Origin of the sequence: Denitratisoma oestradiolicum, from assembly GCF_902813185.1 — a bacterium.
Lineage (GTDB): Bacteria > Pseudomonadota > Gammaproteobacteria > Burkholderiales > Rhodocyclaceae > Denitratisoma > Denitratisoma oestradiolicum.
In genome coordinates, this window is sequence record NZ_LR778301.1 from 3,699,164 (window position 1) to 3,712,200 (window position 13,037).

Annotated in this window: 8 protein-coding genes; 3 read left to right on the forward strand and 5 right to left on the reverse strand. The window is 62.2% G+C overall.

What is annotated here, in order from left to right; genetic code table 11:
• Nucleotides 1–158: 158 nt before the first annotated feature.
• Complete coding sequence (locus tag DENOEST_RS16925; protein WP_183148278.1) at nucleotides 159–4,106, forward strand: EAL domain-containing protein; 3,948 nt, start codon at nucleotides 159–161, stop codon at nucleotides 4,104–4,106.
• Between the two features lie 31 nt (nucleotides 4,107–4,137).
• Here the strand turns inward: DENOEST_RS16925 and DENOEST_RS16930 are convergent, their stop codons facing one another.
• The 5 genes from DENOEST_RS16930 to DENOEST_RS16950 form a co-directional block, all read right to left on the reverse strand.
• Nucleotides 4,138–6,402 carry a diguanylate cyclase gene (locus DENOEST_RS16930; protein ID WP_145769441.1) on the reverse strand — a complete coding sequence of 755 codons (2,265 nt, stop codon included), beginning with the start codon at nucleotides 6,400–6,402 and terminating at the stop codon, nucleotides 4,138–4,140.
• 174 nt (nucleotides 6,403–6,576) lie between these two features.
• Entirely contained in the window at nucleotides 6,577–7,728 is a 1,152-nt protein-coding gene (locus tag DENOEST_RS16935; protein WP_145769442.1) for a GGDEF domain-containing protein, read from the reverse strand.
• Between the two features lie 33 nt (nucleotides 7,729–7,761).
• The gene (locus tag DENOEST_RS16940; protein ID WP_145769443.1) at nucleotides 7,762–8,106 is read right to left on the reverse strand and encodes a zinc ribbon domain-containing protein YjdM; all 345 of its coding nucleotides are present in this window, start codon (nucleotides 8,104–8,106) and stop codon (nucleotides 7,762–7,764) included.
• 48 nt (nucleotides 8,107–8,154) lie between these two features.
• Nucleotides 8,155–9,270, reverse strand: a complete 1,116-nt coding sequence (locus DENOEST_RS16945; protein WP_145769444.1) for a trypsin-like peptidase domain-containing protein — start codon at nucleotides 9,268–9,270, stop codon at nucleotides 8,155–8,157.
• 113 nt (nucleotides 9,271–9,383) lie between these two features.
• Nucleotides 9,384–10,475 (reverse strand): ankyrin repeat domain-containing protein, encoded by a 1,092-nt coding sequence (locus tag DENOEST_RS16950; RefSeq protein ID WP_145769445.1) that lies wholly within the window; start codon nucleotides 10,473–10,475, stop codon nucleotides 9,384–9,386.
• 47 nt (nucleotides 10,476–10,522) lie between these two features.
• On the opposite strand from DENOEST_RS16950, the gene DENOEST_RS16955 reads away from it, so the two are divergent.
• Complete coding sequence (locus tag DENOEST_RS16955; RefSeq protein ID WP_145769446.1) at nucleotides 10,523–11,020, forward strand: energy transducer TonB; 498 nt, start codon at nucleotides 10,523–10,525, stop codon at nucleotides 11,018–11,020.
• A 146-nt stretch (nucleotides 11,021–11,166) separates the two neighbouring features.
• Nucleotides 11,167–13,008, forward strand: a complete 1,842-nt coding sequence (locus DENOEST_RS16960) for a potassium transporter Kup (RefSeq protein WP_145769564.1) — start codon at nucleotides 11,167–11,169, stop codon at nucleotides 13,006–13,008.
• Nucleotides 13,009–13,037: the final 29 nt, after the last annotated feature.

The following is a 13,037-nucleotide window of genomic DNA, read 5'->3' on the forward strand; positions in this document are numbered from 1 at the left end:
AGAACAGACCCACGATGCCCCGGTCTTCGAGACTATCCCTTACCGCCCCGCTATCAGGCCGCCTGACTCCGGCCGGAGTTGCGTTGTTTTATGGGGCTTTCGCTTCGCTGTGGATCATTGTTTCAGGCTACCTGCTGACAATCGCGGTTGACGACCCAGTGCTGCAAGGACGCCTCGAGATTGCCAAGGGGCTGCTCTTCGTGGCCGCCACCAGCATGCTGGTGTATTTTCTGGCGCGCCGGCTCGGGGCACCGGCAGCCGCCCCAGACATTCGCACATTCACATCGACGCGCCCCCCTCTGGCTGCGGCGATTGGCGTTTTTCTCATCGCTGCCCTCTCCAGTGGAATACTGGTACGGCAATCGGAGCAGCAGCGCCAAATGCAGCATCGAGCACGAATTGCCAACATGGCCGGTGACCAGGCCCACGCCATACAGCGCAACATCGAGCATGCCCTGTCCGCCACCCATGCCCTGGCGGCGCTGGTGCGCCAGGGTCAGGGCCAGATTCCCGATTTCGAAAGAACCGCCAGCGAAATGCTGAAGTTCTACCCAGGTGCTGCTTCGCTGCAACTGGCGCCCAACGGCATCATTCGGCATATCGTGCCCCTGGCCGGCAACGAACAGGCCATCGGCCACAACTTGTTGCAGGACCCGGCGCGTAACAAGGAAGCCTCCCTCGCCCGAGACACTGGCGAACTCACCCTGGCCGGTCCCTTCGAACTGGTGCAGGGGGGGCTGGGAGCGGTAGGGCGACTACCGGTCTACCTGGACATCCCCAAGCCTGGGTTCTGGGGCTTTACCACCGTGCTGATCCGATTTCCCCAGGTGCTGGACGATGTCCGGCTCGCCCAGATGACGGAACAGGGCTATGCCTATGCGCTTTGGCGCATCCACCCGGATAGCGGGGAGCGCCAGATCATCGCCGCGTCCGGCAGCGCTCCGCTGGCCGACCCGGTGGACCAGTCCGTCGACCTGCCCAATGGCCGCTGGACCCTCAGCGTCGCACCACTCAAGGGCTGGCACGATCCCTATGGTGTGGCGTTCAAGTCGGCCCTGGGGCTGCTGTTCAGCCTGCTGCTGGGCTATCTGGCGAAACTGCTGGTCGAGTTGCGCATGTACAGACAGAATCTGGAAACCCTGATCGAGCAACGAACCCTGCAACTGAGCACCAGCGAACAACGCTTCCGCGACATGAGCGACGCCGCTGGCGCCTATCTATGGGAGATCGACACCAACATGGTCTATACCTACGTGTCCGATCAGTCAGCCCACGTGAAGGGCTACACGCCCGAGCAGTTACTTGGCCACACACCCATGGAATTCATGCCCCCGGAGGACATCCAGTCCGTGGGGGAGATCGTCAACCGGGCCATCGTCAACAAATCCTTCTTCCGATTGCAGCATCGGGACATCACCCCCTCGGGCGAAATCTGGTGGGAAGAAGTTTATGGTTCGGTCTATTGCGATGAGCAGGGCAAGGTGATCGGGCTGCGGGGCACGGGCATGAGCATCAACGCCCGCAAGCAGGCCGAGGAGGAGCTCTGCCGCAGCGAGCGGCGCTTCCGCGATGTCGCAGAAATTTCCGCCGACTGGATCTGGGAGGTGGATGCCGAGGGCCGTTACACCTATGTCTCGGAGGGCGTGACCAGTCTGCTCGGCTATGCTCCCCAGGAGGTTCTCGGCAGGATGCCTTTCGATTTCATGGCGCCGGACGAAGCACAAGCCATCGGCGCGGCCTTCGCCGAGATCGCCGCCGCCAAGAGTCCGTTCAGCGACCTGGAAAACATCGTCCTCAGCAAGGACGGCACACCCAATATCACTCTCACCAGCGGTGTCCCGATACTGGATTCCGCAGGCGGACTGCTGGGCTATCGGGGCATCGATCGCGATATCAGCGCACGCCGGACGGCGGAGCAACGGGTCTGGCGTCTGACCAATCTCTATGCCGCCCTGAGTGAATGCAACCAGGCCATCGTGCGCTGCAACAGCGAGATGGCGCTGTTGCCCGAGATATGTCAGGACGTGGTGAGATTCGGCGGAATGAAAATGGCATGGATCGGAATATTGAACGCGGAAACACGGGAGATCAGGCCGGTCGCCAGTTTCGGTGCTGGACTGGACTATCTGAAGGACATCAACATCACGACGGATGCCAGTGCCCCTCATGGACATGGCCCGGTTGGAACCGCGATCAGGGAAAACCGGCCAGTGTGGAACCAGGATTTCCTGGGCGACCCCCTCGCCACCCCCTGGCACAAGCGTGCCGAGCAGTTCGGCTGGGGATCCGTGGCCGCACTTCCCCTCCATCGGAACGGCAAAGTTGTCGGCTCCTTCAATCTGTATGCCGGCGAGACCAACGCCTTCGATGAAGATGCCCGAAAGCTGCTGGAGGAAATGGCGGCGGACATCAGCTACGCGCTCGACGGTTTTGAGCGCGATGCCAGCCTGAAACTGGCTGCCGAGGTGTTCGAGCAGGGGAAGGAAGGCATCATGATCACAGACATCCAGGGGAAGATCGTCCGGGTCAACCGCGCCTTCTGCGAAATCAGCGGCTACGACGAGAGCGAGGCCCTGGGGCAGGGCGCAAATCTGTTGTCTTCCGGACGCCAGGGCAAGGAGTTTTATCGGGAAATGTGGCATTCGATCGACGCCACTGGCCACTGGCAGGGAGAAATCTGGAATCGGCGCAAGGACGGCCATGTCTATCCCGAGTGGCTGAGCATCAGCCGCGTCCTCGGCCAGGAAGGCAAGCCAAGTCATTACGTCGGCATTTTCAGCGACATCACCCAACACAAGGAGACGGACGCCCGCATTCAGCGCCTGGCGCATTTCGATGCCCTGACCGGACTGCCCAATCGGGCGCTGCTGCATGACCGCGCCCGCCACGCGATCAGCATGGCCCAGCGCAGTCATGAACAACTGTCGGTGCTGTTCGTGGACCTGGACCACTTCAAGAACATCAATGACACCCTGGGGCACCGCATCGGCGACGAATTGCTGATCGAGGTCGGTCAGCGCATGAAGGCCATGGTGCGCGAGGAAGACACCGTATCGCGCCAGGGCGGCGACGAATTCATCGTGGTACTGCCCGGCACCGATGCCGATGGCGCGGCTCATGTGGCCAGAAAACTGATCGCGGCGGTGACGGTAGCCTTCAAGGTCGAACAGTACGAGCTCATCGTCACCCCCTCGATCGGCATCGCCATGTATCCCAGCAACGGCGAGAATTTCGAGGCCCTGTCCCAGTGCGCCGATACCGCCATGTATCGAGCCAAGCAGGAAGGCCGCAACACCTTCCGTTTCTTCACACCGGAGATGCAGGAGCATTCCGCACGCAACCTGCAACTTGAAGGCGCGCTGCGCCACGCCCTGGAGCGCAAGGAGCTGACCCTGCATTACCAGCCGCAAGTTTCCCTGTCGAACGGCCGCATCGTCGGCGCCGAGGCCTTGCTGCGCTGGCAACACCCCGAACTTGGTTCGGTAGCGCCCGCCGAATTCATCCCGATCGCCGAGGATAGCGGCCTGATCCTGCCCATCGGCGAATGGGTGCTGCGTACCGCAGTACAGCAGATGAAAACCTGGCTCGATACCGGTATGGAGCCCATGGTCATGGCGGTCAACCTCTCGGCGGTTCAATTCGGTCATGCCCACCTGCCGGATCTGGTAGCGCAGATCCTCGCCGAGGAAGGCCTGGCGCCTCAGCATCTGGAACTGGAACTCACCGAGGGGGTGGCCATGGACGACCCTCTCGCCGCCATCGCCGTAATGGATGACCTGCATGGACGGGGCATCCGTGTGTCCATCGACGATTTCGGCACCGGCTACTCGTCCCTGAGTTACCTCAAGCGTTTCCAGGTCTATAAACTCAAGATCGACCAGTCCTTCGTGCGCGACATCACCACGGACCCGGAGGACAGAGCTATCGTCAGCGCCATCATCAGTCTGGCCAACAGCCTGGGTCTGCGCACCATCGCCGAGGGAGTGGAGAGCGAAGATCAACTGACTTTCCTGCGCGAGTATGGTTGCCAGGAGGTGCAGGGCTATTACTTCAGCAAGCCGCTGTCGCCCGAGGCATTTGCCGCATTCTCGCGCAGGCTGCCCTAGAGTCTGGCAGGAGTCGCCTCACCAAGCATGGCTATCCGGCCTCGTTCCGATGTTCGTAAATGCAGACCCGGTTACGACCGGTGTTCTTGGCTCTATAAAGCGCCTGATCGGCCTGATTGAGCAGGGTGTCGATATTGGAGCTAATGCCAGCCAGTGTGGTTACGCCAATGGAAATCGTGATGCGAAGCGGCAACCCCTGATCCAGAACCACCTCGACATCGGCGACAGACTTACGCAAGCGCTCGGCAACCTCCAGCGCGTGTTCGCTGTCTGTTTGCGGCAACAGGACCGCGAACTCCTCACCACCGACACGGCCTATCGTGTCCAGCTCCCGTAAGATTTTCCGGCTCACTTCCGCGAACCTCTGCAAGATCACATCTCCGGTTTTATGGCCGTAGGTGTCATTGATTACCTTGAAATGATCGATATCCATCATGAACACGGAAAGACCACCGCCGTACCTGAGGGTACGCAAGACTTCCTGTTCTGCCAACACCATGAAATAGCGACGATTGGCAAGGCCGGTCAGGAAATCGGTTTGAGCAAGGTGCTGGAGCTCCTGCTCGGCCTGCTTGTGGGCCGTCACATCCCGGGTGACACCGAGCAGGCCAACGATCTTGCCATCGATGTCACGCATGGGCGCCGCATGGGTTTCCAGCCAGCGATGACCTCCCTTAAGGCCAGTGATCTCGAATTCCAGGGTTCCCGACTCCCCCCGGCTGACCCTTTCGCCCAGGTCGACAAAAGCTTGCTGATAGGGAGGAGTCACGAGTTCCACCACCCGGTGACCGATGACCTGGGACTCGGAATCCGCCTCGATCATGTCCAGACCGGCGCGATTCATCTGCAGCAAGGTACCGTCAGCCGCCAGTACCTTCACGCATTCGGGTTCAGCCTCGATGATTGTCTTCAGCTTCCATTCGCTTTCCCTCAGGGCGATTTCGGTTCGCTTGAGTTCCGAAATGTCCGAAACCAGAACAAAAAAGCCCCGCACCCAGTTGCCTTGCAGGTCCGGAATGTACTGAGCCCAAGTGTAGCCGACACTGCCATCAGCCTTGGTGAGGGTACGCTCGAAGCGCTGGGGCTCGCCCCGCAGAACGGCCTGGATGAAGGGCTCGTTCTGGCGGAACAGTTCCTCGCCCATCATGTCCTGAATGCGAATACCGCGCATTTGCTCCGGCGTCTTGCCAAACCATTCGAAATAGGCCTTGTTGGCGAAACCGCAGCGTAATTCTCGGTTCCAGTAGGCCACCATGCCGGGAATGTTGTCGGTCAGGGTTTTCATGAAGCGTTCGCTGGCTTCCAGAGCCTCAGCGGCCTTGGCCTCTCTCCAGCGGAATTCCCGTTGCCGGCGCTGATAGACATACAGTCCCAAGGTGGAACCCAGGACTATGAGACCCAGGAGCCCGACCTGTATCTGAGCGTCGCGGTGCCAGGCAGCATAGATGGTATCCAGATCGCGTCCGACGGCAATGACCAGAGGTTTGTCTTGGCGCAGGCTGGCCGGTTGAATGGAGCGCAGGGCCATCATGCGTTTCTCGCCGGTGGCATAGACGATGCCTGTCAGAACGCTGGCTTCCTTGCCGCTATCACGGTGGCGAGTAAAGAACGAGCCCGGTTGCGCCAGATTCTTGCCGGACTGTCCCGTCCTATCGGGCACCATCAAGAGCTGAATACCGTCACCATGGGCGATGGCAGTCCACATATCCGGCGCATACAGCACCGAGGTCATCAGCGTCTTGAAGTATTCCGGGTCCAGTGTCGCGGAAATGATGCCGGCAAACTCGCCCTGGGGCCCCGGAATGACACGTACGATGTTGATGCCATAAATTCCGAGGCTGGTCATGAATGGCGCGGAGACGAATAGCACTTCGGGATCGGGATTCCCGCGGGGAATTCGGAAATAGTCGCGGTATGCGAAATTCTTGCCCACCAGTTCCGGTCTGCTCGATGCCGATACCGTGCCGCTGCCGTCAATCAACAAGAAGGTGCGGATGCCAGGCATCGCGTCGGTAAGCATCTTGAGCCGGTCGTTCAGGTCCTTGCTAGCCTCGTGTCGCAAAAGGTCCTTGCGCAAAGACGTCAATACCCGATTGACCGCGGCCAGATTCTGCTCGACGTTCTCCTGGATCACTCGCGACTGGATCAGCAGCCGCCCCTGTTCGCGGCTTTCGACACGATCTCGTTCTATGTAGAGATTGAAACTGGTCGCTCCGCCCAATGCCAGCAATGCAGCCCCGAGCATCAGCCAGTAGGCGGCAAAGGAATTGCGCTTCAAGTGATTCAGCATTGGCATGTCACGGTTCCAGGAGCCAACGAAGTACCTGTCGGGACAAATGATAGCCCCTCACCTCGGCAAGGCATCAGTCTACGCACGGAGTCGGCACGCTATCGGGAGTTTAGCGGCGGCCTCACCCTGCGCTCCTTCGGAAACGGGTAGTACCCGTTCCGGCTTCGGCAGCCTGCCACACTACACCTCGACCCGGTTTCGCCCTCGTTGCTTGGCCCGGTAAAGGGCTGCGTCGGCCTCCGCCAGCAATGCCTCCAGGTCGGCTGCCTGACCGGCATTGCCCTGCATAACCGACACCCCCAGACTCACGGTGTAGGCGGGCAGGGTCTTGGCTCGACGACTCTCGATTTCGCACCGGATACGTTCCGCGACCTGTTTTGCCTCGGTCAGGCCGGTATCAGGCAACAGGATCACGAATTCCTCACCGCCGAAACGGGCGAGGCTGTCCGACAGCCGCAGCATCTGGCCGGCGCGAAGGGTGTAATCCTTGATGACCTGGTCCCCGACATGATGGCCATGAGTGTCGTTCACCTTCTTGAAAAAATCGATGTCCGAGGTGATCACTGCCAGGGGCCGGCGGGAACGCAGTGCCCGTGCCCATTCGACCTCGGCCCGACTGAAGAAGGCGCGGCGGTTCAGCGCCCCGGTCATGGGATCCCGGGTCGCCATGAATTCCAGTTCGACCCGCAAACGCTCATTGGCCAGGAGGATGAAGCCGATGGACAAACCCAACACGCCCAGGGAAAACGTAGCCAGGTAGATCTGCTGGATCAGGTTGCGATCGAAGTTCTCGTCGGTCTCGTTACCCGTGATGGGCAGCGTAGCGATGCGCCAGATGGCGACGGCAACCCCCAGGGTGAAAATCACGCTCAGAAAACGGTTGCCGAAACCTTTTGGCGCAGCGTGCCAGGCGAGATAAGCACCGACGGAAAAGAAGCCGATATGGGCCAGCCCCATGATGAAGATACGACCCTGATAGTTGTGGGAGCCATAGGTCAACCACAGGATCAGGATCATCAATGCGCCGATTCCGTCCAGGGTCGGCCGCCACACCGGTGTTCGGCCGGAATAGCGCTGTAGGCCGACAATCAGCAACAACTGCCCGAGCAGGAGCATGCCGTTGGAAGCAACGATGCTGAGGCTATCCGGCAGGACGCCCCGCATGGAGGCGAAGCCCGAGGCGCAGCCGATCAGCACGACCGCCCTGGCCCAGTCGTCCAAGCCATCGATGTCGTCGGGAAAACTCCTGGCCTGGACCCACAACACCAGGGCGCAGAGCATGCCCAGCAGATTGGCGACCAGCAGGAAAGTACGGGGATCGATGAATTGCATCGGGGCAGCGCTGCCGTGACCAGAGAGCGGCCGTCAGACCTTCTTCACGAACTCCGATTTCAACTGCATGGCGCCGATGCCATCGATCTTGCAGTCGATGTCGTGGTCGCCGTCCACGAGACGGATGTTCTTGACCTTGGTACCGACCTTGACCACCGAGGAGGAACCCTTGACCTTGAGATCCTTGATCACGGTGACAGTATCGCCATCGTTCAGCACATTGCCCACCGCGTCGCGCACTTCGACCTTTTTGTCGGTGCCCTCTTCCGCTGCGCCGTCCTTCGCCCATTCGTGGCTGCATTCGGGGCAGATGTAGAGAGCACCGTCCTCATAGGTGAATTCGGAACTGCATTTCGGGCACTTGGGTAGTTCGCTCATTTCATTCTCGCTGGCAGGTTGGGGGCGAGAGTATAGGACGTGGCGGGATCACCAGGCGCGCCGGGTAATGTTGGAAACGTAGGATCCGGGCAGCTCGGCGATGGGCCGCAGGGACTGGTAGAGCAGCAGCCGGGCTGTTTCCACGGTTAGGGAATAGCAGACGCTGCGATTGGCCGGTCCGCCGCTGGTGAGACCCACCAGGCGCCCGGCATCATCCACCAGAGGACCGCCGGAGACCCCCGGCGCGCAGTAGTTGCTGCTGACGATGAAGGTCTGGCCGTAGCGATTCATGCGGTCGAGGAACTGACCTTGGGAGGCGCTCAGGCGCCCCTCCGCATAGCCGATGTTGTGCAGTCGGGCGCCACCGTAGAGCGTGCCGCTGGTGCCGGAAGGAATCGCCTGGCCGGAAAGCCCCGGCGCCCGCACCAGGCAGGCGTCCTCGTTCTGCAACCAGGCCACCTCGGTGATCGCGGCGTGATCACGGGTCACCGCGTTGACGGCGTAGATGGGGCCCCGGGCGACATTCCGGGCCAGCACATGACAGTTGGTCAGCAGTCGGTCGCCTTCGATCATGACACCGGTGCCCTGGCCGGCCTGGCCGACAATGCCATAGACTGACCAGACCAGTTTCTTCACCAGCTCGGCATTGGGGCTATTCACCGCGATGGCGTAGTTGAGCGGGGTCTTTCCCGACATGGCTTGTCGATTCGCTGGAGCCGGGGAGGGATCCTGGAGCCCCTCCGCCTCCGCAGCCAGATCGTTGTTCCGGCCCTGATCAGCAGCGGGGCCGATGGAGGGAGAAACAGCAGCAGCCACGGAACCGGCGGCCGGGGTCGGTGGGGTACCGAACTGGGCCCAGGCCAGGGCGCCGATACCCGCCCCCAACAACAGGACCAGCCAGCCCGGCCGGGACCCGGCGGACGGATCATGGTGCAGCAGCCGGGGCTCGGTCACCGGCTGCAACTGGCGTTCATAGGCCGCCCGGGCCGAGGGGTCGGAGAGGATGCGCAAGGCGTGGTCGATGAACAGCCGCCGGTTGCGCAATTCATCCAGGCTCAGGCCGGCGGGTATCCGGGCCAGGGCCTGCTGGTGGGCCTGATGGAGCTGTTCCGCCGAGGCATCGGGCGGAATGCCCAGCACTTCGTAGAGGGTCGGTTTTGCCATGTCACACCCGCATCAATGCAATCAGCATTGATGATGCCACGATCGGCGCGGGCGCGGCAAGGATGGCCGGTAGGATCGATACGGTTCGTGACTCACCGCATCACCTGGCCGGCTTAGGGTGCCTTGAACCGGGCCACGGACTCCAGGAAACGCCGGCGCAGTTCCGCCGTGGGCTTGCCGACGGCATCGGCCAGGCGCAACTGGCGCAGCAGTTCTGACGGGTCCTCGCTGGCAGCGGCGGGAGCCGGGTTCGGCGCGGAGGGCAGTGCATAGACCAGTTCGGCCCGCTCGGCGCCAACCCGCTTGCGATCCGCCGTGATCATCAGGGCAGTTGGCCGGGGTGTCACCTTGGCCAGCTTTTTGCCCCGGGCTGCCGGCGGCGTCACTGGCATGTCCTTCTTGAAGGCAGCCACCGCATCGAACAGGGCCTGGCGCAATTCATCCAGGGGCTTGCCCTGGGCCTGGGCCAGACGAATCTGCCGCAGGATTTCACCGATCTGCGCCGGCGGCGGCACCGAGCGCCGTGCGGCGCCAAAGGATTCCGGCGGCCGCTGCACCGCCAGGGCGAATTCCTCGGGTGAAGCGATCATGCGGGCGATGCGCAGATTGTTGTGACGCATGGCCCAGCTCAGGGCATTGTCGCCCCACTCGTTGACCGGCCTGGGGTCGGCCCCGGCCTCGATCAGGGCGCGGGCAATATCCTCATGGCCTTCCCGGGCCGCCATCATCAACACCGTGGAACCATTGGGCGCCCGGCCATTGACGTCCGCGCCCCGTTCCATCAGCCGGCGGGCGATCTCCCGGTGGCCGGCGAACACCGCGTAATGCAGCGCACTCCAGGCCAGGCCCTGCCGATTGACCGCGGCGCCCCGGGCCAGCAGCCATTCCACGGCCTGGCGCTGCCCCTTCCAGGCCGCCAGTTGCAGGGCCTGCTCACCCACGCCGTTGACCGCATTGAGGTCGGCGCCCCGCTGGAGAAAGAGTTCCATCAGGGGAATATTGCCTTCCCAGGCGCCGATCATCAGGCCGGTGCCAATGCGGTCGGCGGAAAAGTTCGGGTCCAGACCTTCGTCCAGCCACTGCCGGGCGCGAGTCAGATCGCCAACCTCCAGAGCCACCCCGAAGGCCACCGGACTGGGCAGCTCGGCCCGGGCCGGCAGGGCAAGACAGAACAACAGGGCAGCGCCCAGCAAACGGCGTTTCACGGTTTTTCTCCGGGGAGGATCCAGGGCGCGGCGATAATACCCGCCCCATGCTCCTCCGCCGATTCCTGCTGGCCCTGCTGGCCTCCCTGCTGCTTCATGGCATATCCCTGATCCCAGGAATGCTCCATGTTTCCCGGCCCATGGTAGCGCCACCCCCGCTGGAAGTGGTGCTACCGACGCCCGTCCTGTCTGCGGACCCACTGCTCAAGAACACCCTGCCTCCCTCGCCCCCCCTGACGGCGCCAGCCGCAGCCACCACCAAAGCCCGTCCGACAGCAACGGCGCAAGCCATCTCCGCAGCCCAACACAAGCTGGCCGATCACCTCTTCTACCCGGCCGAGGCCGTGGCCGCCGGCTGGGAAGGGGAGGTCCGCCTGCTGTTGACCCTGGGCCCCGCCGGCCAGGTGCTGGCAGCGGAGGTCGCTGCCAGCAGTGGTCACGGAGTGCTGGATCAAGCGGCCCGTCGGGCCGCCTTCGCCATGGGGCCCCTCGGCGGCGGCTCCCGACGGGAGATGATCCTGCCGGTGGTATTCCAATTGCGCTGAGGGACTAAACACCCACGGAAAGACTACACGCAGGGTAATTCCCTGAAATCAGGCCTGCCCCTATAATCCCGACTCCCTTTGTGCACGGCAACATCCCCGTGGCCTCCACGACGTCCGAAAACCACCCTCAGCCCAGCCTGGCGGCCATGTCCCTGGCAGCCATGGGCGTCGTCTATGGCGACATTGGCACCAGCCCGCTGTACACCATGAAGGAGGTTTTCAACGGTCACCACGCCGTGCCGGCCACGCCGGACAACCTGATGGGTATCCTGTCCCTGGTGTTCTGGGCCATGACCATCACGGTCTCCCTCAAGTATGTGCTGTTCATCATGAGGGCCGACAACCGGGGCGAGGGCGGCATCATGGCCCTGACCGCCCTGGCGCTGCGCACGCCGGGAGCCAGTCCAACCTTGCTGTGGAGTGTCTCGGTGCTGGGCATGTTCGGTGCCGCCCTGTTCTACGGCGATGCGGTGATCACCCCCGCCATGTCGGTACTCTCGGCGATCGAGGGCCTGGAGGTGGTAACTCCGATATTCCAGCCCTACGTGGTGCCCATTACCCTGGCAATCCTGACCAGCCTGTTCCTTTTCCAGCCCAAGGGCACGGCCAGCGTCGCCCGGCTCTTCGGTCCGGTGATGGCCTTCTGGTTTGCCACTCTGGGCCTCCTAGGCCTGTGGAATGTGATCCAGCATCCGGACATTCTGGCAGCGATAAATCCCTGGTATGCCTTCCGTTTCATGGTGGATCACGGCAATCTGGCCTTTCTCGCCCTGGGTGCCGTGGTGCTGGCCATCACCGGCGGCGAGGCCCTCTATGCCGATATGGGCCACTTCGGCCGGCGGCCGATCATGTGGGCCTGGATCACCTTCGTCTTCCCCGCCCTGTACCTGAATTACCTGGGCCAGGGCGCCCTGATCCTGGCCGACCCGGACGCCATCAAGAGCCCCTTCTTCCACATGGCACCCGACGCCTTGCAGATGCCCCTGGTGATACTGGCCACGGTAGCCACGGTAATCGCCTCCCAGGCGGTGATTTCCGGCGCCTATTCCCTCACCAGCCAGGCCATCCAGTTGGGCTATTGCCCCCGCATCCAGATCAAGTTCACATCGGAACGGGAAAAGGGCCAGATCTACATTCCCAACATCAACTGGCTTTTGCTGTTGGCCGTCATCGTGCTGGTGATCGGTTTCAGGTCCTCCAGCAACCTGGCCTCGGCCTACGGCATAGCCGTGACCCTGACCATGATGATCGATACTATCCTGGCCTTCATCGTGGTTCGCGCCCTGTGGGGCTGGGGCTGGTTCCATGCCGGACTGTTCCTGGCCTTTTTCGTCATCGTGGACTTCTCCTTCTTCTCCGCCAATGTCATCAAGATCTTCGATGGCGGCTGGTTCCCCCTGGTGCTGGGCCTCTCGGTGTTCGCCCTGCTGTCCACCTGGAAGCGGGGCCGCGCCCTGCTCTATGAAAAGCTGCGCCAGGACTCGATGCCCCTCGACGCCTTCATCAAGAGTCTGCACTACGGCGGTCCGCAACGAGTCGAGGGCATGGGCATCTTCATGACTCCTGACCCTCACAGCGTACCCCGGGCCATGCTGCACAACCTGCTGCACAACAAGGTGCTGCATGAACAGGTGGTGCTACTCAATGTGCAGATGGAGGACGTGCCCCATGTATCCGAGCAGGAGCGGCTCACGGTCACGCCCCTGGAACAGGGCTTCATCCAGGTCATCCTGCGTTACGGATTCAAGGACGACCCCGACATCCCGGCCGCCCTGGCCACCTGCGCCACTCAGGGCCTGCGTTACGAACCCATGGAATCCTCATTTTTCCTTGGCCGCGAGACCATCGTGCCCCACCGTATGCCCACCATGCCCTTCTGGCGCCAGGTGCTGTTCATGTGGATGTTCCGCAACGCCGACACCGCCACAGCCTTTTTCAAGATTCCCACCAACCGGGTGGTGGAACTTGGGACTCAGATCGAACTCTGAACCCACTGAGATGCCCCGGGGCTCTGTTT

Coding starts and splice junctions, on each gene's coding strand:
- DENOEST_RS16940 (WP_145769443.1), bottom strand. CDS start 8,106: ATGAGCGAACTACCCAAGTGCCCGAAATGCAGTTCCGAATTCACCTAT.
- DENOEST_RS16930 (WP_145769441.1), bottom strand. CDS start 6,402: ATGCCAATGCTGAATCACTTGAAGCGCAATTCCTTTGCCGCCTACTGG.
- DENOEST_RS16960 (WP_145769564.1), top strand. CDS start 11,167: ATGTCCCTGGCAGCCATGGGCGTCGTCTATGGCGACATTGGCACCAGC.
- DENOEST_RS16955 (WP_145769446.1), top strand. CDS start 10,523: ATGCTCCTCCGCCGATTCCTGCTGGCCCTGCTGGCCTCCCTGCTGCTT.
- DENOEST_RS16945 (WP_145769444.1), bottom strand. CDS start 9,270: ATGGCAAAACCGACCCTCTACGAAGTGCTGGGCATTCCGCCCGATGCC.
- DENOEST_RS16935 (WP_145769442.1), bottom strand. CDS start 7,728: ATGCAATTCATCGATCCCCGTACTTTCCTGCTGGTCGCCAATCTGCTG.